Origin of the sequence: Anaeromassilibacillus sp. 1001302B_160321_C8 (assembly GCF_015554745.1) — a bacterium.
Classification (GTDB): Bacteria; Bacillota; Clostridia; order Oscillospirales; family Acutalibacteraceae; genus Anaeromassilibacillus; species Anaeromassilibacillus stercoravium.
Genome location: NZ_JADNJD010000013.1, coordinates 9779 through 34693, shown reverse-complemented (window position 1 = coordinate 34693; position 24915 = coordinate 9779). Strand labels below are relative to the sequence as shown.

18 protein-coding genes are annotated in these 24915 nt (G+C 58.8%); 17 read left to right on the top strand and 1 reads right to left on the bottom strand.

Features of this window, described 5'->3' with window-relative positions; translation table 11 throughout:
• Window positions 1–84: 84 nt before the first annotated feature.
• Complete coding sequence (locus I2E77_RS09695) at window positions 85–2556, bottom strand: glycogen/starch/alpha-glucan phosphorylase (protein ID WP_195451129.1); 2472 nt, start codon at window positions 2554–2556, stop codon at window positions 85–87.
• A gap of 407 nt (window positions 2557–2963) precedes the next feature.
• Here I2E77_RS09695 and zapA point away from each other — a divergent pair, with 407 nt between their 5' ends.
• From zapA to I2E77_RS09610, 17 genes are all read left to right on the top strand, one after another.
• Window positions 2964–3521 (top strand): cell division protein ZapA, encoded by a 558-nt coding sequence (zapA, locus tag I2E77_RS09690; protein WP_195451128.1) that lies wholly within the window; start codon window positions 2964–2966, stop codon window positions 3519–3521.
• Window positions 3511–5613 (top strand): peptidase U32 family protein, encoded by a 2103-nt coding sequence (locus I2E77_RS09685; RefSeq protein ID WP_195451127.1) that lies wholly within the window; start codon window positions 3511–3513, stop codon window positions 5611–5613. The genes zapA and I2E77_RS09685 overlap by 11 nt, the downstream gene beginning before the upstream one ends.
• A 98-nt stretch (window positions 5614–5711) precedes the next feature.
• On the top strand, window positions 5712–6152 hold the full coding sequence (dut, locus tag I2E77_RS09680) for a dUTP diphosphatase (RefSeq protein ID WP_191405697.1): 441 nt from the start codon (window positions 5712–5714) through the stop codon (window positions 6150–6152).
• A gap of 12 nt (window positions 6153–6164) precedes the next feature.
• Window positions 6165–6431: a DUF4321 domain-containing protein gene (locus tag I2E77_RS09675; RefSeq protein WP_087235100.1), complete on the top strand. Its 267-nt coding sequence runs from the start codon at window positions 6165–6167 to the stop codon at window positions 6429–6431.
• Between the two features lie 4 nt (window positions 6432–6435).
• Entirely contained in the window at window positions 6436–6990 is a 555-nt protein-coding gene (locus tag I2E77_RS09670; protein ID WP_087235101.1) for a Maf family protein, read from the top strand.
• 221 nt (window positions 6991–7211) lie between these two features.
• Window positions 7212–8225 carry a rod shape-determining protein gene (locus I2E77_RS09665; RefSeq protein WP_087235102.1) on the top strand — a complete coding sequence of 338 codons (1014 nt, stop codon included), beginning with the start codon at window positions 7212–7214 and terminating at the stop codon, window positions 8223–8225.
• Window positions 8226–8482: 257 nt separating this feature from the next.
• Window positions 8483–9439 carry a rod shape-determining protein MreC gene (gene mreC / locus I2E77_RS09660; RefSeq protein WP_087235103.1) on the top strand — a complete coding sequence of 319 codons (957 nt, stop codon included), beginning with the start codon at window positions 8483–8485 and terminating at the stop codon, window positions 9437–9439.
• Window positions 9439–9951, top strand: coding sequence for a rod shape-determining protein MreD (gene mreD / locus I2E77_RS09655; RefSeq protein ID WP_207738232.1), 513 nt, complete (start codon window positions 9439–9441; stop codon window positions 9949–9951). Before mreC ends, mreD begins: the two co-directional genes overlap by 1 nt.
• 269 nt (window positions 9952–10220) lie before the next feature.
• Window positions 10221–12386 carry a penicillin-binding transpeptidase domain-containing protein gene (locus tag I2E77_RS09650; protein WP_087235105.1) on the top strand — a complete coding sequence of 722 codons (2166 nt, stop codon included), beginning with the start codon at window positions 10221–10223 and terminating at the stop codon, window positions 12384–12386.
• A 132-nt stretch (window positions 12387–12518) separates the two neighbouring features.
• Window positions 12519–13259, top strand: a complete 741-nt coding sequence (locus I2E77_RS09645; RefSeq protein ID WP_087235106.1) for a P-loop NTPase — start codon at window positions 12519–12521, stop codon at window positions 13257–13259.
• Between the two features lie 35 nt (window positions 13260–13294).
• Entirely contained in the window at window positions 13295–13699 is a 405-nt protein-coding gene (locus I2E77_RS09640; RefSeq protein WP_054324610.1) for a methylglyoxal synthase, read from the top strand.
• A 458-nt stretch (window positions 13700–14157) separates the two neighbouring features.
• Window positions 14158–15447, top strand: coding sequence for a histidine--tRNA ligase (hisS, locus tag I2E77_RS09635; RefSeq protein ID WP_087235107.1), 1290 nt, complete (start codon window positions 14158–14160; stop codon window positions 15445–15447).
• Between the two features lie 135 nt (window positions 15448–15582).
• Entirely contained in the window at window positions 15583–17373 is a 1791-nt protein-coding gene (aspS, locus tag I2E77_RS09630; protein ID WP_191441899.1) for an aspartate--tRNA ligase, read from the top strand.
• An 83-nt stretch (window positions 17374–17456) separates the two neighbouring features.
• Window positions 17457–17627, top strand: a complete 171-nt coding sequence (locus tag I2E77_RS09625; protein ID WP_195451126.1) for a hypothetical protein — start codon at window positions 17457–17459, stop codon at window positions 17625–17627.
• Between the two features lie 433 nt (window positions 17628–18060).
• A complete protein-coding gene (locus I2E77_RS09620) occupies window positions 18061–21084 on the top strand; it encodes a lectin like domain-containing protein (RefSeq protein WP_195451125.1) in 3024 nt (1007 codons plus the stop codon).
• Window positions 21081–21314 carry a hypothetical protein gene (locus I2E77_RS09615; protein WP_195451124.1) on the top strand — a complete coding sequence of 78 codons (234 nt, stop codon included), beginning with the start codon at window positions 21081–21083 and terminating at the stop codon, window positions 21312–21314. The genes I2E77_RS09620 and I2E77_RS09615 overlap by 4 nt, the downstream gene beginning before the upstream one ends.
• A gap of 412 nt (window positions 21315–21726) precedes the next feature.
• Window positions 21727–24915: lectin like domain-containing protein (locus I2E77_RS09610; protein ID WP_195451123.1), on the top strand; the 3189-nt coding region annotated here is incomplete at its 3' end.

Below are 24915 nucleotides of genomic sequence, written 5' to 3'. Positions count from 1 at the left end.
GCCTGGAGGCATGGTTCATGCCGCCCGCCACGCGGGGAAATCCACCCGCCCGATCCACACAATCCGAAAATGGAAATCTCCGAATTAGCGCATCTTTTTAAAGATTGGCTTTTTCACGGTCGCCTTGACCGTCTTATCCGCGGCCGGAGCCGGCGGCACAGGCGTTGCATGCCAGATGTTGTCGGCATATTCGCGGATGGCGCGGTCTGCCGCAAAGCGGCCCGCTTTTGCGATGTTGACCAGGCCCATCTGGTTCCAGCGCGCATGATCGTTATAGAGGGCCTCTGCGCGCTTTTGTGCCTGCGAGTAGGATTCGAAGTCGGCAAGGACCATGTACGGGTCTTCGTTCAGGAGGGAGTCCGTGATGTTGCGGAACGAAACCCCGCAGAAGCCCTTGTTCATCTCATCGATGGCGTTGCGGATGATGGGATTGTTCTCATAGAATACACACGGACGGTAGCCGGAACGCTTCAATGCCGAAACCTCGGGCGTCGTCATGCCGAACAGGATGATGTTGTCGTCGCCGACCGCCTCGTGGATCTCCACATTTGCGCCGTCGAGCGTGCCCAGGGTCACCGCGCCGTTGATCATGAACTTCATGTTGCTGGTGCCGGAGGCCTCTGTGCCGGCCTGGGAGATCTGCTCGCTGATGTCCGCCGCCGGGGTGAGGAGCTCGGCCAGCGTCACGCGGTAATCCTCCACGTAGACCACCTTGAGCTTCTGGTTGACGCGCGGGTCGTTGTTGATAGTCTCCGCCAAGTTGACGATGAAGCGGATCATCTGCTTTGCGAAGTAATAGCCTGCTGCGGCTTTCGCGCCGAAGATATAGGTGTGGGGCGTGAAATCGGCGTTCGGGTTATCGCGCAGCCACTGATACAGGGTGAGGATGTGCAGGGCGTTCAGGTGCTGGCGTTTATATTCGTGCATGCGCTTGATCTGGATGTCGAAGATGGAATCCGGATCGAGCACGATGTTGTTCGCCTTCTTGATATATTCGGCCAGACGGATTTTGTTGTTGCGCTTGATCTTGCCAAGCTGCTCCAATACGGAGGCGTCGTCCTTGAATTCCAGGAATTTCTCCAGCTGTGCGGCGTCGTGGATATAGCCGTCGCCGATTTTTTCCGTCAGCAGGGAAGCCAGCTCCGGATTGGACTGGTTCAGCCAGCGGCGGTGTGCAATGCCGTTGGTCACGTTCTGGAACTTCTCCGGCATCTCGGTGTAGAAATCGTTGAAGACGGTTTCCTTGAGGATGTCGCTGTGCAGCGCGGATACACCGTTGACGGAGTGGGAGCTGATGACCGCCAGATTCGCCATCTTGACGTAGCCGTCGTTCAGCGGGGCCATACGGCCCACCTTGTAGCCGTCCACATGGCGCTGGTGCATGGATTCGCAGAAGCGGCGGTTGATCTCCTGCACGATCTGATAGATGCGCGGCAGGCGGAATTTGAAGAGCTCTTCGTTCCAGCATTCGAGCGCTTCCGCCATAACGGTGTGGTTGGTGTATGCGGTCGTCCGGGTGACGATGTCCCAGGCCGCTTCCCAGGTATAGCCGCATTCGTCCAGCATCACGCGCATCATCTCGGGGATGGCGAGCACGGGATGCGTGTCGTTCAGATGGATGGCTACGCAATCCGGCAGGTTGTCGAGCGTGCTGTACTTAAACAGGTGGCGGCGGATAATGTCCTGGATCGTTGCGGACACCAGGAAATACTGCTGCGACAGGCGCAGGCTCTTGCCCTCCAGGTGATTGTCCTCCGGATAGAGCACCTTTGTGATGACCTCCGCCATGGCGTTCTGCTCCATTGCGCGCAGGTAGTCGCCGCTGTTGAAGCGGGACATGTCGAAGGCTTCGCCGCGCGCGGACCAGATGCGCAGCACATTGATGCCCCGGCCGTCCATGCCGGATACATACATGTCGTACGGCACCGCCATCACTTTTTCGTAGTCCTTATGGTTTACAATATGGTATTGGTTATTCCAGTATTCTTCGATGTGGCCGCCAAAGTGGACCTCTACGCGCTTCTCCGGCACCTCTTGCAGCCAAACTTTTCCACCCGGCAGCCAGAAGTCCGGCAGCTCCGTCTGCCAGCCGTCGACCAATTTCTGGCGGAAGATGCCATATTCATAGCAGAGCGAATACCCCATTGCGGGATACCCCTGTGTGGACAGGCCATCCAGGAAACACGCCGCCAAACGGCCAAGGCCGCCGTTGCCCAAGCCCGCGTCCGGCTCCTTCTCATACAGGTTGTCGAGCTTCAGGCCCATTTCGGAAAGCGCCTTGCGGAAATCTTCTTCAATCCCGAGGTTGTACAGGTTGTTCTTCAGGGAGCGTCCCATCAGGAATTCCATGCAGAGGTAATAGACGCGCTTGGTGTGCGTCTCTTCGGCACGCTTCTTAAATTCGAGGTACCCTTTTACCATGAGGTCGCGCACGACAAGAACAACAGCCTTATAACATTGATCGTCGGTTGCGTTTTCCAGCGTCAGGCCAAAGTTATGCTGCAGCTTTGCTTCAATTTGTTCTTTGATCGTATTGATCGGCAGCCGGTAGTTCATAAGAAATCCTCCAAATGTCCAAGAAGTATATATATGTGAGAGAATGACCGGTTGGTCATACATACTTATTATATACCAATTATTACTAATTTACAACAAAATCATTCTTTTGTCCGCGAATTTCCATTTTTATCCGGGAACATCCAATTTCCGCATGGACAAGCCAAAAACAGCCTTTCCGATAGGGCGGAAGAAATGCGTCCCTTGCAAATGATTTTCGGCTTAAATTTATGCATTTTTACTAAATTTCAAGTTTATGGCCGTTTTGAAGAGCTTTTCTGTTTTTAGAAAAGAAACGCTTCCTTATTTGACCAAAATAGACTATAATAAAAACTGCTATAGAGATAGAAAAACCGGTGCGGCCGCATTCCCATGCCGTGCCGGCAGGAAATAGGGGGTATGTTTTCATGAGCAGAAACCGCATCCGGCTGAATATCTGCGGGGCTGAATTCGCCCTCACCTCGGACGACAGCGAGTCGTACATCCACGCGATTGCGGAGGAGGTAGAGGCCGGGATCACCGAGATGGTGGAAAAAAATCCGCATATTTCGATCGCCACGGCCGGGATTATCTCGGCGCTGAATTATTGCGACGCCCAGCATAAGGCCGAGGACGCGGCGGACAACCTGCGCTCCCAGATCAAGGACTATCTGGAGGATTCCTCCCGCGCCCGCACAGAGGCGGACGAAGCGCGCAGGGAAGTGGAGCGCCTGAAAAAGGAGATGCAGACCTTGCGGGCGCGCCTCTCCGAACAGACAGAGCAGATGGCCAAGGCAACGCACGGGCCGCAGAGCGCCCAGGAACCGGAGCGGCCCGCCCAGCAAAAGCCCGCAAAGGCAGCCCCCCGGCAGCAGGGCTATGCGCGCCCCTCGCGGGAACACATCCCCGGGGAACGCGCGCAGACCGTTGTGGAAGACCCGGAAGGGTTCATGAGCTTCTTTGAGAAAAAAGACGATGAACTGTAACGAAACGAATATAGCCCCGGAGGTTTTGGCCCCTGCGGGAGGGCCGGAGAGCTTGCAGGCAGCGGTGCGCGCCGGCGCGGACGCGGTGTATTTGGGGGCTTCCGCGTTCAGCGCCCGCGCCAATGCGCAGAATTTTGACGGGCAGGCGCTCAAGGAGGCGGTCAGCTACTGCCATGCGCGCGGGGTGAAGGTCTATCTCGCTCTGAATACGCTTTTGCAGGAGAACGAGCTGCTGCCCGCGCTGGAACTGCTGCAATACGCCTGCACCCTGCCGGTGGATGCCGTCCTTGTGCAGGATATGGGCCTCTTTTTGCTGGCGCGCGCGTGCGCGCCGGGGATGCCCATGCATGCGTCTACCCAGATGTCGCTCCATACGCCCGCCGGGGTGCGCGCGGCATACGAGGCGGGGATGGCCCGCGTGGTGCTGTCCAGGGAGATGTCCCTGAACGAGATTGCCGGGGTGCACGCCGCCTGCCCGGTGGAGCTGGAGGCGTTCGTCCACGGCGCGCTCTGCATGTCCGTTTCCGGCCAGTGCTATTTCAGCTCCATGCTGGGGGCGCGCAGCGGCAACCGGGGATTGTGCGCCCAGCCGTGCCGCCTGCCGTTTTCCGCCCCTGGGGGGACGGGGCACGACCTGAGCCTGAAGGACCTGTCCATGATCGAACGCATCGGCGAGCTGGCACAGGCGGGCGTGGTGAGCGCAAAGATCGAGGGCCGCATGAAACGGCCGGAATATGTGGCTGCGGCGACACACGCCTGCCGGCTGGCGGCGGACGGCCAACCCCTTCCGCCGGACCTGATGCGCAACCTGGGCGCGGTGTTCTCCCGCTCCGGGTTCACCACCGGGTATCTCGACGGGCGGTTGGGCCGGGAGATGTTCGGCACGCGGACCAAGGAGGACGTCACCGGCGCGACCGAGGCGGTGTTCTCCGAGCTGCGGAACCTGTACCGCCAGGAATGCCAGCGGGTGCCGGTCTCGTTCCGGCTGACCGTGCACGCGGGGAAACCGGTGTGCCTGTCCGTCCGGGACGGCGACGGGCGCGAGGCGTTTGCCCAGTCGCCCCCGCCGGAGGCGGCGCGGAACAAGCCGGTCACCGAGGAGCGGTGTGTGGAGCAGCTGCGCAAAACGGGCGGGACGCCGTTTTTGGCGCAGGAGGTTTCCTGCGATCTGGAGGACGGCCTGAGCGTCCCGGTGTCCCTATTGAACCGGCTGCGCCGCGAGGCGTTGGAAAAGCTGGAATGGCTGCGCGCGGTGCATGAACCGGTGGCGTTTTCCATGAAACCATTCTCTCCCACGCCGCACCGGGTATACCTCCCGGATGGAAAATTGCCGCTGCGGGCGCGGTTTGCCAACGCCAGCCTGCCGGAGGCGGCAAAGCAGTGCGAACGGGTCTACCTCCCCTATACGACTGTGCCGGAGAAGCTGGCGGCCCTCCAGGAAGAGGGCTTCCGCGTGGCGCTGGACCTGCCGCGCGGACTGTTCGGCATGGAGCAGGCGCTCAAACAGCGCTTGGTCGAAGCCCGGGACGCGGGCGTCACGCACGTCTGGGCAGGAAACCTGGGCGCGGCGGCGCTTGCCAAAGAGCTGGGGATGACGGTACACGGCGGCTTTTCTTTAAATGTGACAAATTCCGCGGCAATCGAGTGGTATGCTGCGTTTGGCCTGGCGGATACGGAGCTGAGCTTCGAATTGGCGCTGTCCGCGGCTGCGGCGCTGGGCGGGGAGCTGCCCCGCGGGTTGGTGCTCTATGGGCGGCTGCCGCTGATGTTGACCCGGAACTGCCCTGCGGCCAATTCTGCGAAGGGCTGCCTGCACTGCACGGCAGCCCCGGAGCTGACGGACCGCAAGGGTGTCCATTTCCCGGTGCAGTGCTATGGCGCGTGCAGCGAAGTGCTCAACTCCGTGCCGCTTTGGATGGCGGACCGCCTGGCGGAAGTCAAACAGATGGATTTCGGCGTGCTGCGGTTTACCACGGAGACGCGGGAAGAGCAGCAGCGCATCCTGGAAGCCTATCTCCGCGCGGACGGCACGCCGCCCGCACAGGGGACGTTTACGCGCGGCCTCTATTATAAGGGATGGGTGATGGGCTGACCGATCCTCCCCGGCGTGCGGCCGGGGGCTTCCCGCGGCGCTGGGGTTTTACGAGAACGTGATAGAAGGCAACGCAATACAAACGAAGGACGTTGGTTATGAAATCTTTGAAAATCAAACGCTTGAATGAAAATGCAATCCTGCCGGAGCGCGCCAGCGCGGGCGCGGCGGGGATGGATTTGCACGCCTGCATCCCGTCCCCGGTGACCATCGCGCCGCGCGAGCTGGTGCGTATCCCGACGGGCCTGGCGATCGCCCTGCCCGATGAAAATACGGTCGCGCTGATTTTCGCGCGCAGCGGGCTGGGGATCAAGCACGGCGTGTCGCTCTCCAACGCGGTCGGCGTGATCGACAGCGACTACCGCGGCGAAATCTGCGTCGGCCTGTGCAATGTGGGCGGGGAGCCGTACACCATCGAGCCGAACGAGCGGATTGCGCAGATGGTGCTGATGCCGGTGTTGAACCTCCCTCTGGAGGAGACGGACGACCTGGGCGAGACGGAGCGCGGCGCAGGCGGCTTCGGTTCCACCGGCCGGTAAAGGGGCGCGGCGATGAAAAAGACATTGATTCGCGGCCTGCTGCTCATTGTGCTGCTGTTGTTGGCTATTGTGTTGGGCAGCGTGATCGGTTCGGCGGTACAGGGCGTTTCGTTCCTCTCCTGGCTGGGCATGAGCACCGGCTTTGGCCTGGAACCCGTCACGCTGGACCTCGCCATCTTGAAATTGACCTTTGGGCTGTCCATCCAGGTCAACGTGGCGCAGGCGATTTTGCTGCTGGCCGCGATCCTGGGGTACACGAGAATCCATATAAAGGAGTGATCCCATGCTGTACCTTGCATCCGCTTCCCCGCGCAGGCGCGAGCTTTTGGACCTGGCGGGGATTCCTTATACAACCGCGCCGGCCAATGCGGACGAACGCTTTGCGGACGGCACCCCGCCCGAGGAGGCGGTGCGCCTGTTGGCCCGGCGCAAGGCGGAGGCGTGCTTTGCGCAGCACCCGGGCGCGGTCGTGCTGGGGGCGGATACCGTGGTCGCGCTGGGCGGCGCCATCCTCGGGAAGCCCAAGACCCCCGCACACGCGGCGGACATGCTCCGGCTGCTCTCCGGCAAGACGCACGAGGTGTTCACCGGCTTTTGCGTGCTCGCGGACGGGCGCTGCGAGGTGGGGGCGGAGCGGACCGAAGTGACGTTCTACCCGCTCGCGGAGGAGGAAATCCAGGCCTATGTCGCCACCGGGGAACCCATGGACAAGGCGGGCGCGTACGGCATCCAGGGCAAAGGCGCCCTGCTGGTGCAGGGAATCCGCGGCGATTACTACAATGTGGTGGGCCTGCCGGTCGCGCGCGTGGCGCGAATTCTGCGGACTTTTGCCGTTTAAAGGCGGTTTTCTTCATGGCAAAATGTGGAATTTGCCAAAGTTTATTTGTTCACAATTTTTCTGTTGAGAATTGGCATACCAGCGGGTATAATAAAGTTTATGTAAAATACCCGTGCCCTGCATAAGCGCGGAGCGGATGGGTTTACTCATAGAAAAACCGTACAGCGCGCCGCTGGATGAAAACCCGGTCGTGGGTGTTGTTTGAAAGGGGAATGTTGGCCATGTTTTCTAAGGATATCGGAATTGATCTCGGCACCGCCAATACGCTTGTATATATGAAGGGGAAGGGCATCGTGATGCGCGAACCCTCTGTTGTCGCTGTGGACGTCCGTACCGACACGGTTTTGGCGGTCGGGTCCCACGCGAAGGATATGATTGGCCGTACGCCCGGCTCCATTGTCGCCGTGCGCCCGCTCAAGGACGGCGTGATTGCGGACTTCGATATCACCGCGACCATGCTCAAGCACTTTATCAAAAAAGCGGTGAAATCCACCGCGTTCAGCCGCCCGCACATCGTGGTGTGCATCCCCTCCGGCGTCACGGAGGTGGAGCGCCGCGCCGTTGAGGACGCAGCGCGCCAGGCCGGCGCCAGCCAGGTGGAGCTGATCGAAGAGCCCATGGCCGCGGCGATCGGCGCGGGCTTGCCCGTGGCGGACCCGACCGGCAGCATGGTGGTGGATATCGGCGGCGGCACAGCGGAAGTCGCTGTGATCTCCCTGGGGGATATCGTCACCTCCTGCTCCGTGCGCGTGGCGGGCGATAAATTCGACGAGGCTATTATTTCCTATGTCAAGAAGAAATACAACCTCCTGATCGGCGAGCGCACCGCGGAGGAGATCAAGATCGCCATCGGTTCGGCGTTCCCGACCGGCAGCGAAGAGGACCGCGCGTCCGTCGAGATCAAGGGGCGCAACCTGGTGGACGGCCTGCCCAAGAACGTGACGATCAGCGCGGAGGAAGTGCGCGAAGCGCTCTCCGACCCGCTCGCGACCATCGTCGACGCGATCAAGAGCACGCTGGAAAAGACCCCGCCGGAGCTTTCGGCGGACATCATCGACCACGGCATCATGCTGACCGGCGGCGGCGCGCTGCTGCGCGGCCTGGACCAGCTGGTGGAGCAGGAGACGGGCATGCCCGTCCATGTGGCGGATAGCCCGCTGGACTGTGTGGTGGACGGCACCGGCAAGCGCCTGGAGGTCACCATGCCGTCGTCCTATTACAAGGCCCGCAGATAAGCGGCTGCGAAGCCTTGGCGCTTCCCGGCGTGGAAGCGCAGAGAGAACAGAATTTTGATCCGGCCATCGAAGGGTGGGGACGGCGTTTCGTTTCTGCCGCCGGATTGGACCGGATTTTTGAGGGAAGGCCCCGGGATTTGTGAGGGACTTTCCATACACGGAGAGGGACCAAACGATCGATCACGGGCGTGCTTTGTGCGCCCGTGATTTTTGCAACGGCCTTTTTCTTTCAAAAAGCAACGGGAGGTGTTCGCAAGATGAGAGACTTTATGCACGGCACAAGTGCAAAAGTGCTGCTGGCGGTGGTATTTGTCATGCTGGCGCTGATGCTGTTCACGGCCACCCAGGGAGGGTCGGTCGTGGCGAATGCGCTGGGGCTGGTGGCGACCCCGATGCAGCGCGTGAGTACGATTATCACCAACAATGCCGCGGTTGCGGCAGAACCCCTTACTTACTCGAAAGAAGAGCTCCTGGAGGAAAACGCCGCCCTCAAAAAGGAGATCGAAGAGTTGCAGGCAAAGCTGGTCAACTATGACCAGTACCGGATTGAGAACGCACAGCTGCGGAAATACCTGGAATTGAAGGATGAAAACCGCGACTTCAAGCCCGTACCGGCGGCGGTCATCGGGCGGGACCCCAATGTGCTGTATAAATTTACCATCGACAAGGGCACAAACGACGGCATCTCGAAGAACGACCCGGTCATTACGGACGCGGGCGTGGTGGGCTTTATTTCCGCGGTAAACGCAAACTACAGCCAGGTGACCACCCTGCTCTCACCGGATACCAAAATCGCCGCGCTTGTGACGACGGAAGAGGAAAGCGGGACCCCCGTGAAGGATTCCGTCGGGGCGTTGCCTTCCATCGATGAGACGGAGCCCACCCTGCGCCGGGACAGCGGCGTGGTGAGCACCGATATCAAGCTGGCCGAAGAAGGGCTGGTCAAGTTGGGCTACCTGGCGGCGGATACCCCGGCAAAAGCGGGCGACATTGTCACCACCAGCGGGCTGGGCGGCGTCTATCCGAGCGGCCTTGCCATCGGCGAGGTGGTTTCCGTGCAGAACGAGGAGTATGATGTCTCGCTCTATGCGGAGGTCCGGCCGTTTGTAGACGTCAATTCCGTGCGCGACGTGATGGTGATCACCGAATTCGAGGGGCAAGGGCAGGCGCTGGACGAAGCCTTTGGCACCAGCTCCGCTTCGGAGGGCCAGTGATGGACCGTTATAAGATCATCCGGTATTTTGCCTATACGATCGAAATCTTAATTTTGTACATGGTGCAGGAGACCCCCGGCCTTCTGCCGGAAATCGGCGGGGCGCGGCCGGTGCTGCTGATCCCTGCGGCGATTTCCATCGCGATGTTTGAGAGCGAGCTGGCGGGGATCGCCTTTGGCCTTCTGTGCGGCCTGTTCCTGGACATCGGCATGGGGGGCGTTTTGGGTTTCCACGGCCTGCTGCTGGCGGCCGCCTGTTACGGGGTGGGGCTGCTCACGGCGGATCTGATCCAGACGAATTTCCTGACGTCCCTGCTCTTGGCGGCCGGGGCGGTCGCTGGGATTTTGTTCCTCCAATGGGTATTTTTCTATTTGCTCTACGGCTACGAGTACAGCGGATATGCGCTGGTCACACGGTACTTGCCGCGCATGGCGTATTCCTTCTGTACAATGCCGCTCTGTTACGCATTCAACCGCGCTTTGGCCCAGCAGATCCGCTCAAAAACGGAATAGCCGCAGGGCTGGCGTGTAAAATGGAGAGGGGCCGGTCCGCCGGTAGGCATGGGCCCGGCCCCTTTGGTATGAAAAATTGCGGCCGTTTGGAAGAAAACGGCCTGGGAAATGGTATTCTTAAAAGAGGGTTTCTGTCCTCGGGGACCGTGCCCTTTCCGGGGCGTTGCCTATATGCGGCCCTTTTGAAGAAGGCGCCGGGAGGGCGGCTGCCCGTTTGAAACAGTAGAATCAAAGGATCCTGTTTCGATACCTGTGTGGAGGTGAAATACATGAAGTCGAAAACATCGCTGCGCAGTTTTGCGCTGGTGGGGATCATCGTAGGAATCCTCGCGATTTATACGCTGCGCCTGGTGGATTGGCAGATTTTGAACGGCGCCGATACACGCCAACAGGCGGATTCGACCAGCGCGTCCATTGTCACGATGGACGCTGCGCGCGGCGAGATCGTCGATGCCGCGGGGAACCCCCTGGCGGCCAATAAGACGGGGTATGCCATCCAGTTTGAGCGCCCGTACATGACCTATGGCACGGAGAACGAGACCATCCGCCTGCTGACCAATCTGCTGAACAGCCGCGGCGAGGAATGGACGGACGAGCTGCCGATTTTGATCGACAGCGAGGGCAACTATGCGTTCATGCCGGACTCTGAGAGCGAAGTGGAGCGCTTAAAGGGCAAGGATTTTGCCGCTTTGAATTCGTACGCGACGGCGGACGACTGCATGAATGCGCTGATCGAGAAATATGAAATCGACGCCACCCTCCCCAAGGAGGAGATCCGGAACATCGCCTCCGTGCGCTACGGGATGACAAAGGCGGGCTTCAACTCTTCGACGCCGTACATCTTTGCGCCGGACGTCTCTGGGGACACGGTGGGCATTGTCAGCGAAAACACCCAGCTCCTCCCCGGCGCGAGCATCAAGATCACCACGGCGCGCACCTATCCGGGCGGGGACCTCGCGGCGCAGCTGATCGGCACCATGGGCCCGCTCTCCCAGGAGCAGTACGACGAGCGCAAGGACGAGGGCTATGCCTTTAACGACCGGATGGGGCAGAGCGGCATCGAGTACGCCTTTGAGGACGAGCTGCGCGGCGAAGCGGGCGAAAAGCAGGTGGAGACCACCAGCCGTGGCGGCGTTGCCTCTGAGACGGTCATCAAAGCGCCGAAGTCCGGCAATACCGTGTTCCTCACCCTGGACAGCAACCTCCAGCGGGTGGCGCAGGTTTCGCTGGAACAGAATGTGCAGGCCGCGCGGGAAAACGGCGAACGGCTGACCAGCACCAAGGGCGGCTGGAACGGCCAGGATTGTACGATTGGCGCGGCGGTGGTTTTGCGGGTCAAGGACAACGCGGTGTTGGCAGCCGCCGGCAATGAGAATTACGACCTGGAGAAATATACGTACGACAACGACTATAAAAACCAGGTTTTGACAAACGAGAACCATCCCCTGGTGAACCAGGCCTTTACAGGCATCTTTACGCCCGGCTCCTGCTTCAAGCCGGCGGTGGCCTGCGCAGCCCTGCAGGAGGGCGTGATCACCAACAATACGACGTTCCGCTGCACGCACACGTACCAGCGCTTTGCAGACGTCGGCTTTACGCCGCGCTGCTTGGGCACGCACGGGACCCTTTCGCTGCGCCGCGCGCTGGCCGAATCGTGCAACATCTTCTTCTTTGAAACCGGCTATTACACCGGCATCGAAACGATGAACCTCTATTGCCGCCGGTTTGGCCTGGGCGAAAAGACCGGGGTTGAGCTCAATGAGAGCGAAGGCATTTTGGCAGGCCCCGAAGAGTACGCCGAACGCGGGAAGACCTGGGTGGGCGGCGACGTGGTGCAGGCGGCGATCGGCCAGAGCGACAACCAGTTTACCCCGCTCCAGTTGGCGACCTATGCATCGACCATCGCGAACAACGGCGTGCGCTACCAGACCCACCTCGTCAGCAAGATCACGGACTATGCGCGCAAGGAAGTTGTGATGGAAAACGACCCGGACAACCCGACCGTTGTGGCGGAGACCGGCGTTTCCGAGCAGAACTTCGAATATGTAAAAGAGGGGATGCGCGCCGTCATCACGGATTCGCGCGGCTCCGCGCACCGGAACCTCGGCAACTATCCCGTGCCGATCGCCGGCAAGACCGGCACCGCGCAGGGCCCCGGCTCGGACAACGTGGCGTTTATCGGCTTTGCGCCGTACGACGACCCGGAGATCGCCGTGGCCGTCATCCTGCAGCACGGCTCCACCGGCACCTATTGCCAGAACGTGGTGCGCGACATCCTGGACGCCTATTTCTACGGGAAAACCGTAGATGACGAGGGAAACCTGGTCATGCCGGAAGAGCTGGCGGCGTCCAGCGCTGTTTCGGACGAAGAGGGGGATGCTTCCTCAAATGCATCCGGGGAAACCTCCTCCCAGGGGACCGCCTCCGCCGAATGAGGCCGTTTGTTGGCGCAAGGCCCCGATTTCCGGGATAAAACATGATTTCGTGTTTTAAATAGATAAAATGAACAATAAAAATCTTTTGACACCTGCAAAATTTTGTGTTAATATAAAAATGAGGTTTTGTACATGGGAGTTGTGACGGTTATCACATCAGGAAAGGGAGGCGTGGGAAAATCTACGCTGACCACCGGCTTAGGGCTGGCGTTGGTTCGGCGCGGCAGGCGTGTCCTGTTGATCGACGGCGACGCGGGCCTGTCTTCATTGGATCATATGCTCGGCGTTTCCGAGCGCCAGGTATTCAATATCGCGGACATGGCTGCTGGCGAGGCGGACCCCAGTCAGGCGATTTATCCATGCGAGTGGGCCGAAGGGCTCTTTCTGCTGCCTGCCCCCGGGCGCGAAGAGGATATTGTGAGCCCGGAGATCATGAAGCGGATGGTATCCGTTCTTTCCCGGTATTACGACCACGTGCTGATCGACTGCCCCGCCGGCGTCGGCAGCGGTTTTATGAGTGCAGTTGCGTCTGCGCAGCGGGCGTTGGTGGTTTCCACCCCGGACCCCGTATGCCTGCGGGATTGCAATAAAACGCGCATTGCGCTGGAATATGCGGGAGTCCGCAGCCAGCGTTTGGTGGTCAACCGTTTCAGTGGCAAAAGTTTCCGCAATCTTGGCGCGTATCGGGATTTAGACGCCGTCATCGACGCATCCGGGATCCGTTTGATCGCGATTGTCCCGGAGGATGCGGCGCTTGCTGTTGCGGGAGCCTCGGGTTCGCCCGCGCCGCTGAAAAGTGCGGGAACAATGGCGCTTGGCCGCCTTGCGGCCAGACTAGAGGGGGAGCAGGTGCCCTTGGCGGTACGCGTTTAAGGAGCCTGTGCGTTTTATTGAAAGGAATGATACACATGAACATCGCACTCATCGCCCACGACGCCAAAAAAGAATTGATGGTCCAATTTTGTATTGCCTATTGCGGCGTGCTCAGCCGCCACTTCCTGTGCGCCACGGGAACGACGGGCAAAATGGTAGCGGAGGCTACCGGTTTGGAGATCCAGCGCTTTTTGAGCGGTTCCCAAGGCGGCGACCAGCAGATCGCCGCACGCATCGCCTGCAACGAGGTGGACTTGCTGTTGTTTTTCCGGGACCCGCTGAATCCAAAACCGCATGAGCCCAACGATATGAATCTGCTCCGCCTTTGCGATATGCACAACATCCCCGTTGCAACCAATATCGCCACTGCGGAAGTGTTGATCCACGGTTTAGAGCGCGGAGACCTCGATTGGCGCAATATCCTGAACCCAAAGGGCTGATCCAGTTCTGCTTTTCGCTTGCCCCAACCATGTGGTGGGACAAGCATGGAAAAGCCCTCAAAGGGCAAAGGAATTGGGATTTTTAAAAGAATTTTATAATTTAGAATTATAAAACAAACAGAACCGTGTAAAATCACGTTGAGTATACACGGTTTCTTTTGTTTGCGTGCATATGCAAACGATTGGCGACGACACGGGAAGAGTACCCGGATGCCTCCTGCCACAGAGAGGCGCGCAGAGCTGAGAGCGCGCTGCAAATGGAGGGCCGGCGAAAGACACCCGCGAGCTGCGCGCAAGCCCCACGCGCAACCGGGTTTGGGGTACTTTGAGGGAGGCGCCGGAGGGCGCTTCTGAAAAAGGGTGGCACCGCGAGGAATTTCCCCTCGTCCCTTTCACTGGGACGGGGGTTTTCTTTTTATACCGCCAGAAAATCGAACAGAGCGATAGGAGGCAATCAGATGGAATTGATTAAGGCACAAAAGGGAACCCAGGACATCCTGCCGGGCCAGAGTGAAAATTGGCAGGTGGTGGAGGATGTGATGCGCAGCGAGGCCGCCCTGCACGGCTTCGGGGAGATCCGCACGCCCGTCTTTGAGGATACGCGCCTGTTCCAGCGTTCCGTAGGGGAAACCACCGACGTTGTGCAAAAGGAGATGTACACCTTCCAGGATAAGGGCGGGCGCTCGATCACCCTCCGGCCGGAGGGGACGGCGGGCGTTGTGCGCGCCCTGCTGGAGCACGCGCTCTATAACAACGGCCTGCCGGTCAAACTGCACTACTTCACCACATGTTACCGCTATGAAAACACCCAGGCCGGCCGCCTGCGCGAATTCCACCAGTTCGGCGTGGAGATGTTTGGCTCCAACAGCCCCAGCGCGGACGCCGAGGTCATCGGCCTGGCGAAGAGCGTGTTTGACCGTCTGGGAATCAAGAACCTGCGCCTGGAGATCAATTCCATCGGCTGCCCGACCTGCCGCGCAGAGTTCCACAAGGCGCTCAAGGCGTATTTCACGCAGTACAAGGACCAGCTCTGCGAAACATGCCAGGGCCGCCTGGAGCGCAACCCCATGCGCATCCTGGATTGCAAAAGCCCGATCTGCTCCAAAATCGCAGAGGGCGCGCCGAAGATTTTGGACTATCTCTGCGACGACTGCAAGGCGCATTTCGAGGCGGTGCAGAAGTATTTGACCGCCGTGGGGACCGAATTCACGGTCAACCCCACCATCGTGCGCGGCCTGGATTATTATACGAACACGGTCTTTGAGTTCATCAGCGGGGACCTCGGCGCCCAGAGCACGCTCTGCGGCGGCGGCCGCTACAACGGCCTCGTGGAAGAGATGGGCGGCCAGCCCATGCCCGGCCTGGGATTCGCCATGGGCATCGAGCGCCTGATGATGGTGATGGACAAGCAAAACATCGAGATGCCGGCCCCGGACCGCTGTGAGATCTTCATTGCGTCGCTGGGTGAGGCGGCGCACCTGGAGGCGTTCAAGCTGGCGGACAGCCTGCGCAAGTATTCGATCATCGCGGCGTGCGATGAGAACGACCGCGGCCTCAAAGCGCAGATGAAATATGCGGATAAGATCGGCGCAAAATACAGCATGGTGCTGGGCGACGATGAAATCGCAAGCCAAAAGGCGGTCCTCAAGAATATGAAGACCGGCGAAAAGAAGACGATCGACCTGTCCAAGGACTTCGTGGAGCAGTATGTCTGCCTGTCCACGGAGCAGGAGGACTTGGCGTTTTAACCGGCATCGGACCGGAACGGACGTTTTTGGTAGGGGCCCTGCCGGGCGGCAGCGCTTCCTCCCGAAAACGGATAGGCCCCGCTGCGGGGAACGGCGGGTACCCATTGGAATTGACTATCTTTTTGGAGGTGCCATATGGCAGAGTTTATGACGGGCCTGAAACGGACCCACTACTGCGGCGAGCTCCGCAGCACGGATATTGGAAAAGAAGTGGTCGTCTGCGGCTGGGTACAGCGCCAGCGCGACCTGGGACAGCTGATCTTTATCGACCTGCGCGACCGCACCGGTATTGTACAGCTGGCGTTTGACGAAAGCACGGACCGCGCCATCTTCGAGAAGGCGTTTGCGGCGCGCGCCGAGTTTGTGCTGTTGGCGCGCGGGACGGTGCGCGAGCGCACGTCCAAGAACCCGGACCTGCCCACCGGCGACATCGAGCTGGAGGTCCTGGAACTGCGCGTGCTGGCAAAGTCGGAGACCCCGCCGTTTGAAATCGTGGAGGACTCCAACGTCAAGGAGGATACCCGCCTGAAATACCGCTATCTCGACCTGCGCAGGCCCGACATGCAGCGCAAAATCATCGGCCGCCATAAGATCGTCAAGGTGGCGCACGACTATTTTGATCAGAACGGGTTCATCGAGATCGAGACACCGGACCTCATCAAATCCACGCCGGAGGGCGCGCGCGACTACCTGGTACCGTCCCGCGTGTTCCCGGGCAGCTTCTTCGCGCTGCCGCAGTCCCCGCAGCTCTATAAGCAGCTGCTGATGCTCTCCGGTTTTGACCGCTATATGCAGATCGCCCGCTGCTTCCGCGACGAGGACCTGCGCGCCGACCGCCAGCCGGAGTTCACCCAGATCGACCTGGAGATGAGCTTTGTGGACCAGGACGACGTCATGGCCATCGGCGAGGGCTTTATGAAGCGCGTCTATAAGGAAGTTTTGGGCATCGACATCGAGACCCCGTTCCGCCGCATGACCTGGCACGAGGCGATGGACCGCTTTGGTTCGGATAAGCCGGATTTGCGCTTTGGAATGGAGTTGATCAATTTGAGCGATTTGCTCCGGAATACAGAGTTTAAGGTGTTTGCAGGCGCCCTGGCGGGCGGCGGTTCTGTGCGCGGCATCAACCTCAAGGGTAAGGCCGAGGCGCTCAGCCGCAAAGAGATCGACAAATTGACCGAATGGATCAAGGCCTATGGCGCGAAGGGGCTTGCCTGGACGCGCCTCGCAGAGAAGGAGACCTCCTCCTACGAGAAGTTCCTCTCGCCGGAGGAAGTGGCCGCTATCCGCAGCGCGATGGGCGCGGAGCCGGGCGACGTGCTCCTGTTGGTCGCCAGCGACGAAAACAAGGTCGTGTGGGATTCCCTGGGCGCGCTGCGCTGCAACCTGGCCGCGCGCTTTGACCTGATCGACAAGAGCAAGCCCTGCCTGCTCTGGATCACGGACTTCCCCATGTTTGAATACAGCAAGGAGGAGCAGCGCTGGGTCGCGATGCACCATCCTTTCACCATGCCGCGCCCGGAGGACATCGACAAGCTGGCGACGGACCCCGGCGCTGTGTGCGCGGTGGCCTACGATATGGTGCTCGACGGCAACGAAGTCGGCGGCGGTTCCCTGCGTATCAACGACTCGGAATTGCAGGCGAAGATGTTTGAAGCGCTCGGCTTTACGCCCGAGGAGGCGCAGCACCGCTTTGGCTTCCTGATCGACGCGTTCAAATACGGCGCGCCGCCGCACGGCGGCATGGCCTTTGGCCTCGACCGTTTGGTCATGCTGATGCTCGGCTGCGACAGCATCCGCGAGGTAATCGCCTTCCCGAAGGTGGCTTCCTCCAGCGACCTGATGACGGAAGCGCCCACCGATGTGGACGCGAAACAGTTGGAAGAGCTGGGCATTGCCGTTGTAGCAACACAACCGCAAAAATAGAACAGCAAGATTTTCCACTGGATTTTTCCTGCGGTTCCTTCTTATAATAGAGCTAAGCGAAAAGAAGGAGCGGAGGTGGCGCATTGCATCTGACAGATGAAGAGTTGGAGAGGATTCTCCGGGAAGTTGCGCGTGCCGCCGTGGAAGAGATGGAGCGCGGTGCGGACCGCCCGCCGCAAGGGACGGGGGCCGGGCGTGTCCTTCCCCAGCAACCGCAAGAAGAACCAGATGTGGATCATTCCGAACAGACATAAGTGCATACGATTTGAGGGCCGGAGTGGGTTTTCCCGCTTCGGCCTTTTTGGCTTTGTTGGGGCAGCCAGTGAGGGAGGGCCGGGTCAGGAAGGCGGGATATCGGGAGGGGGAGGGCCCTTATTGGCAGCTGAAATTGACAGTAAGAAATATTGTTTTAATATAATAAATCGATAAATAAATAAAGGAAAAGAAGGGAATGAAATTTTACATGCAACACACCATCGAATTTCCCAAATAAAACTACAGTATTATGGGAGTTTCGACAATAAAATGCAGGATAAAAGAAAGAAACATGCAAAAAGATTGCGATTTTGCTTGACAGGGAAATGTTTCCGGAGTATGATCATTCCTATGAACAAAATGTGAATGCGGATGTATATATCCTCTGCGATTCCGGCTTGTTCAAATCAATTGTAAAGCGAGGTAGAGTTTATGAAGACAGGAAACAAGATCGTATCCCTGTTGTTGGCCTGTTCCATGCTGGCGGCGTCCTTTGCCGGGACCACCGCTTTTGCAGCATCGGACAAGCCCACACCTGTGGAGGGAGAGATCGAGACCGGTGCGGTCATGGGCTATTCCCATTCCGGCATGGATACGTCCTACATGTTGGACGCTGCCGCGAAGCCGAGGATGCTTTCCAGAGCGGCCAGATCTGCGCAGGAGGAATTGCCCGCCGCCTATAACACGATCGATGCGGGGCGCGTGACCACACAGGTGCGCGACCAGGCAGGGTGGGGCACCTGCTGGGCCTTCGCCGCGACGGGTTCGATCGCTTCGAGCCTGTACGATGAACTCCAGGAGAATACGCCCGTTCTTTCCCCGGCGCATCTGGCCTATTTTGCCTTCCATGGCAAGGCCAACCCGGAGGACCCGGCGGACAAGACGGACGGGGACACCTATCTGCCATATGAATACGACGAGAGCATGATCAATGATGATTACCGGGAGTATGTCGGCGGCGGCAACACCTTCTGCAGCACCGCCACCTTTACCAGAGGCGTGGGCCCGGCTTTGGAGGAGGTCGCGCCGTATCCGGACCCCTTCTACGAGGTGGATAAGACGCCGTGGCTGGATCTCGACCCCAGCATCCAGTTTGAGCAGGCATACCGCTTGGACGACAGCATCTATTTGCCGACCAAGAACGCGGACGGCGAATTGGATACCACGGCCATTAAAAAGGCTTTGATGGAAAACGGCGGCAGCCTGGTGGTTGCCTATGACTCCAGCGGCACCAGGGCATTCTACTATGAAGAGGAATACCAGCCGGCAATGATCGGGGACGACGGCAATGGCAACAAGGTCATCATGACCCATTACACCGGTTCCGATTTCGGCGACTGCAACCATGCGGTGCAGATCGTCGGCTGGGATGACAACATCCCGAAGGAGTATTTCCAGGACGCACAGGGCAATTCGCCGGAGCACGACGGCGGCTGGCTGATCCGCAACAGCTGGGGCGATTGGTCCTATATGCACGGTTATTTCTATATGTCCTATGACGAAGGGACCATCACCGAGGTTTCCCAGTACCAGGTAGGGGATGCGGATGAGTTCGACCACACCTACCAGTACGATGGAACCGGTTGGTCCATGTCCGCCGGCGCGGAAGACAAGGCCACGGCGGTCCCGATGGCCAACATTTTCACCGCAACGAGCGATGAAACCCTGCGGGCCGTCTCCTTCTACACCACCGATGCGAATGCGGAATATTCCATCCAGGTGTATACGGATACCAACAATTACAACCCCACCAGTGGCAACAAGGCTTATGAAGAGCCGCAGACGGGCACGGAGCAGTATCCGGGTTACCACACCGTCTATCTGGACGAGCCGGTCAACCTGAAGGAAGGCGAGAACTATGCGGTTGTCGTCACCATGCAGAACCCGCTCGGCCGGGCATACCCGGTCGCCTGCGAGATGAATGCAACGCTGGATAACTTCCGCGTGCAGGCAGCAATCGACAACCATCAAAGCTTTATCAGCATCGATGGCGGCAAGAGCTGGATCGACCTGGCGGATGTGGGCGAAAACTACACGGCGCACTCCAAGCGGGTGGACCCCAACTCCCAGAACCAGGAAGACTGGACCGGAAATATCGAACCGGGCACCAGCGGCGTGAACATCGAAGTCGCCGGCGACTTCGACGGCGATGTGTGGGATAATCTGGCAAATGTCTGCCTGAAGGCGTTCACCACCGAGGGGAACGACGAAGACGCGGTTACCCCGGCAGAGGCGAAGCTGCTCACCATCACCTATGACCCGACGGTCACGATGCAGGTCAGCGGGGCAGCGGATGACGTAGTCAACACGGCTGGCGCGTACATCGGCAAGGTGGTTTCTGGCGAAGAACTGACCCTGTCCTTCGCACCCGTTGTTCCCGGCAGGGAGATCACCGGCGTTACGGTCAACGGCGAAGCGGTCGAGGACTTTGATAAGAACCTGTTCACCTATAGCCTGACCATGGGCGAAGAGAACATGGCGGTGGACATCGAATTCAGCGTGGTCAACAAGATCACTTTGAACGCGGCATTGCAGCTGGCAAAAGAAGCCCAGAAGAGCGATGAATACGAAGCAGCGTTGAGCGACGTGCAGGAAGCACTCGATAAGGCGATCGCCAACGGCGAAGAGGTCGCAGCGAGCACAACCGCGACCCAGGAGGAAATCGACGATGCTTGGAACCTCCTGTTTGATGCCGTACAGGCATTGCAGTTCCAGAATGGAAACATGGCTGGCCTGCAGGCCGTCCTGGATCTGGCCAATTCGTTGCAGAAGGAAGACTTCACGCAGGCTTCCTGGGATGCAATGGTCGCCGTGAGGGACGAGGCCCAGGCAATGGCCGATGCGCAGGATTCCCTGCAGCAGGACATCGACGAGATGACGCAGGCTTTGGCGGATGCGCTGAATGCATTGGAGCCGGCCACCGCGTTGGATCAGCTCCAGGCGTTGGTCGATACGGCCAATGGCTATGCGGCGGACGATTATATCCAAAACGATGCATGGGATACCTTTGAGGCAGCTTTGGAGAAGGCAGAGGCGTTGCTTGCCTCCACCGATCCTTCCCAGAAAGATGTCACCGCGATGATCGTCGAGCTGAGCACGGCAATGGCGGAGATCCGCTTGGTGCCGGATAAGAGCAAGCTGGAAGACCTGATTGCAGAGACGGCGGGCAGCACGGATGCCACCGTTAAGGCGCTCAGGACGCAGGCAATCGCATTGCTCGCGAACGATCTGGCCACGCAGGAAGAGGTTGACGCACTCGTCGAAGAGCTTGAAGTTGCCATCGAGAACGCAGGCAAGCCTTCCGGCGGCAATTCCTCCAGCGGGAACAAGGGCTCCAGCTCTTCGAATACTTCTGGCGGAAATGTCTATGCGGGCGAAGGCACAGCAGTTGTGACCTCCTCCGCATCCGTAGTGACCGCGGCGAAATCCGTGGTTTCCGATACAACAGCGCCGTGAAGAGAGGCAGCGCATACTGCTTCAAGATGACGGTCGTCAACGGCAGCACGGCAACGCCGAGCTTCACAGTTGGCAACGGCAGCGTGCTCAAGACGCAGTATGTGGCGAAGGTTGGCAACGACTACTACTTCCGCGTCTATGCGATCGGAACGCCGGGCCAGAGCACGGGCGTCTACACGCAGATGCCGGGCGAAGCGCCGGTCCTCCAGTGCGCGGTTACCATTGGATAAGCTCGTTTCGGGATACAATAGAACGGTCTAGCAATATTTTTGAGGCAATGGGGTCTCCGGGTATCCCGGGGACCTCCCTCTTTCTTTAGATGATTTGCATAGTTTTTTTAAAAAAAACACTTGTGTTTTTGCATGAAGTTTATTGCATTAAATCGGCAAAATGACAGAAAAATGCAAGAGGGAAAAAGATACTTTTAAAATATAAGAAAAAATTGGAAAATTCTCGCAGAATTCGCAAGATAATCGAACCTGTGATGCAAGGTCTGTTTTGGTTAGATGCAAAATGAGGATGGTTCAATCTTGACATCCTTTTTTTACAGTAGTATCATCAATTTTATAGACAAATCAGGAACTGAAAAAACGTATTTTGACACGTTTTTCTCAAATTTTTTATTGAAGAGAGGTTGAGTTTATGAAGTCAGCGAACAAAGTCCTATCTGTGTTGTTGGCATGTTCCATGCTGGGAGCCTCCTTTGCTGGGACTACGGCAGCCGCCGCCAGCAAGGGGCCGGAGGAAGGGGCGGTCATGGGGAAAACCATGTCGTCGTATGTCTCGCCCAATATGGATCTGTCGTACATGCAGAACGCTGCGCCGTCGGCAAGGACGATGCTGCGCGCACGTGCGGCCACCGACGAACTGCCTGCCGCGTATAACGCAGTAGAAGCGGGCACGGTTACCACGGAGGTGCGCAACCAGGGCGGCTGGGGCACCTGCTGGGCCTTCAGCGGCACCGGCGCGATGGCGTCCAACCTGTTTGACGAAATGGGTGAGGATGCGCCTGTATTCTCGCCGATCCATCTGGCATACTTTGCTTACCATGGCCGCGCCAACCCGGACGATCCGGCCGACGGAACGGACGGGGATAGCTACCGCCCGTTTGAGTACAATGAGTCGGACGTGGATGTGAAATTCCAGGAGTACCGCTTGGGCGGAAACACCTTTATCGCAACGTCGACCCTCGCAAGAGGCGTAGGCCCGGTGCTGGAGGAAACGCTCCCCTATCCGGAATCGACTGGTTCTGCGGAAGCGGACAAATACGAGGATCTGGACCCGTCCATCCAGTTTGACCAGGAGTACCGCTTGGAGGAGACCAACTATCTGCCGACCCGCGACGCCGACGGCAACCTGGACGGCACAGCGGTGAAAAAGGCATTGCTGGCAGGCGGAAGCCTGGGAATCTCCTATAATTCCAGAGCTTACAACTATGTGGACTATAATGGGACGCCCGTGAAGACCCAGTTTGGCGGCCCCAATTTTGGCGACTGCAACCATGCGGTGCAGATCGTCGGCTGGGACGATAATATCCCGAAGGAGCTGTTCTCCAGCGGCTACGGCACGCCGGAGCACGATGGCGCTTGGCTGATCCGGAACAGCTGGGGCAGAGACCAGTATGACGGCCTGTTCTATATGTCCTATGACGAGGGCAGCATCACCGAGGTCATGCAGTATGTTTTGGACACGACTCCGGACAGCGCGGAGGCTTACGACCATCTGTATCAGTATGACGGCACCGGTTGGAGCATGTCCGTTGGCGGGGAAGAGATGAATGCGCCGGTTTCCATGGCGAACGTCTTTACAGCGACCAGCGACGAGACCTTGAAGGCGGTCTCCTTCTACACCACGGATGCAAATGCACAGTATTCTATCCAGGTTTATACGCAGCTTCCGGAGGATGGCGGCGCCCCGATCGGCGAGGCAAAGGCTTATAAGGAACCCATCACGGGCACAGAAGCATATCCGGGCTACCACACCATCTATCTGGACGAAGACCAGTGGGTCAACCTCGCAGAGGGTGAAAAGTACTCGATTGTTGTCACCATGGAAAACCCGCTCGGCAGAGCGTTCCCGGTTGCAACGGAAATGAACGGCAACTTCGACAACGTCCGTTGCGTTGCCAATATCGAGGAAGGCGAAAGCTTTGTCAATGTAAACGGCGAAGATTGGCTCGATCTGGAAGAGGTCGGCACCAACTATACCGCGCATGTCAAGAGAGTGGCGGGCAGCTCTTCCGCAGAAGACCTGCAGGATAAGCCCGGTACCAGCGGCGTGAACATCCAGGTCGCCGGCGACTTTGACGGCGATATGTGGGGCGCGCTCGGCAATGTTTGCCTCAAGGCGTTCACCACGGAAGGCAATGAAGAGGGCGCAATCACGCCGGCAGCGGGCAAGACCTTGTCGGTGGTTTACACGCCGGCTGTCACCATGGAAGTGGACGGCTATGCAGAGGCGATCCTGGACGCAACAGGCGCCTATATGGGCAGCGTTGTTCCTGGCGAAGAAATCACCCTGTCCTTTGCTCCGGCATACGACGGCCGTGAAATCGCGGGCGTTTCCGTCAATGGCAAGGCACAGGACGATTATGAAAAGGATCTTTACACCTATGCCGTAACCATGGGCGACGAAGACCAGATGCTCGATTTCGATTTTACCATCGTTAATAAGCTCACGTTGAACGCTACGCTGGAAATTGCAAAAGAATTGCAGGGCAGCGACGAATACAATGCCGCTTTGAGCGACGTCAGAGAAGCCATCGATGCAGCCATTGCCAATGCAGAAGAAGTTGCAGAAAGCGCAACGGCGGATCAGGCAACGATCGACAACGCTTGGAGCGAATTGTTGAACGCCATCCAGTACCTGCAGTTCAAGAACGGCGATATGACGTTCCTGAAGCTCCTGCTGGATACCTGTGACAGCCTTGACCAGGCCAGCTACACATCGGCTTCTTGGGAAGCGCTGATGGCGGTGAAGGAAGAGGCCCAGGCGATGTATGACGCGCAGGATTCCCTGCAGGAAGACATCGACGCAATGGCGGATGAGCTGGTTAATGCACTCAACAACCTGGAACTCGGCGCCGATCTGGGCAGCCTGCTGCATTTGATCGAAGTGGCAGATACCTATGAAGCAAGCGAATACATCCAGAACGATGCATGGGATACCTTTGTGGATGTCCTGGCAGAGGCCAAGGAATTGGTCGCGCAGGAAGATCCGTCCCAGGCGGATGTTGAGACAATGACCAGCCGGCTTTCTGTCGCGATGGCAGAAATCCGCTTGATCCCGGATAAGAGCAAGCTGGAAGACCTGATTGCAGAGACGGCGGACAGCACGGATGCCACCGTTAAGGCGCTCAGAACGCAGGCAATCGCATTGCTCGCGAACGATCTGGCCACGCAGGAAGAGGTCGATGCACTCGTCGAAGAGCTTGAAGCTGCCATCGAGAACGCAGGCAAGCCTTCCGGCGGCAATTCCTCCAGCGGGAACAAGGGCTCCAGCTCTTCGAATACTTCTGGCGGAAATGTCTATGCGGGCGAAGGCACAGCAGTTGTGACCTCCTCCGCATCCGTAGTGACCGCGGCGAAATCCGTGGTTTCCGACACGACGGTCAACTTCACCCTGAAGAGAGGCAGTGCGTACTGCTTCAAGATGACAGTCGTCAACGGCAGCACGGCAACGCCGAGCTTCACAGTTGGCAACGGCAGCGTGCTCAAGACGCAGTATGTGGCGAAGGTTGGCAACGACTACTACTTCCGCGTCTATGCGATCGGAACGCCGGGCCAGAGCACGGGCGTCTACACGCAGATGCCGGGCGAAGCGCCGGTTCTC

What these genes read in the sequence shown, in the direction of transcription:
- mreD (WP_207738232.1), top strand. Translation starts at nt 9,439, where the DNA reads ATGGACCGTTATAAGATCATCCGGTATTTTGCCTATACGATCGAAATC.
- I2E77_RS09670 (WP_087235101.1), top strand. Translation starts at nt 6,436, where the DNA reads ATGCTGTACCTTGCATCCGCTTCCCCGCGCAGGCGCGAGCTTTTGGAC.
- hisS (WP_087235107.1), top strand. Translation starts at nt 14,158, where the DNA reads ATGGAATTGATTAAGGCACAAAAGGGAACCCAGGACATCCTGCCGGGC.
- aspS (WP_191441899.1), top strand. Translation starts at nt 15,583, where the DNA reads ATGGCAGAGTTTATGACGGGCCTGAAACGGACCCACTACTGCGGCGAG.
- I2E77_RS09685 (WP_195451127.1), top strand. Translation starts at nt 3,511, where the DNA reads ATGAACTGTAACGAAACGAATATAGCCCCGGAGGTTTTGGCCCCTGCG.
- I2E77_RS09665 (WP_087235102.1), top strand. Translation starts at nt 7,212, where the DNA reads ATGTTTTCTAAGGATATCGGAATTGATCTCGGCACCGCCAATACGCTT.
- dut (WP_191405697.1), top strand. Translation starts at nt 5,712, where the DNA reads ATGAAATCTTTGAAAATCAAACGCTTGAATGAAAATGCAATCCTGCCG.
- I2E77_RS09650 (WP_087235105.1), top strand. Translation starts at nt 10,221, where the DNA reads ATGAAGTCGAAAACATCGCTGCGCAGTTTTGCGCTGGTGGGGATCATC.
- I2E77_RS09675 (WP_087235100.1), top strand. Translation starts at nt 6,165, where the DNA reads ATGAAAAAGACATTGATTCGCGGCCTGCTGCTCATTGTGCTGCTGTTG.
- I2E77_RS09640 (WP_054324610.1), top strand. Translation starts at nt 13,295, where the DNA reads ATGAACATCGCACTCATCGCCCACGACGCCAAAAAAGAATTGATGGTC.
- I2E77_RS09620 (WP_195451125.1), top strand. Translation starts at nt 18,061, where the DNA reads ATGAAGACAGGAAACAAGATCGTATCCCTGTTGTTGGCCTGTTCCATG.
- zapA (WP_195451128.1), top strand. Translation starts at nt 2,964, where the DNA reads ATGAGCAGAAACCGCATCCGGCTGAATATCTGCGGGGCTGAATTCGCC.
- I2E77_RS09695 (WP_195451129.1), bottom strand. Translation starts at nt 2,556, where the DNA reads ATGAACTACCGGCTGCCGATCAATACGATCAAAGAACAAATTGAAGCA.
- I2E77_RS09645 (WP_087235106.1), top strand. Translation starts at nt 12,519, where the DNA reads ATGGGAGTTGTGACGGTTATCACATCAGGAAAGGGAGGCGTGGGAAAA.
- mreC (WP_087235103.1), top strand. Translation starts at nt 8,483, where the DNA reads ATGAGAGACTTTATGCACGGCACAAGTGCAAAAGTGCTGCTGGCGGTG.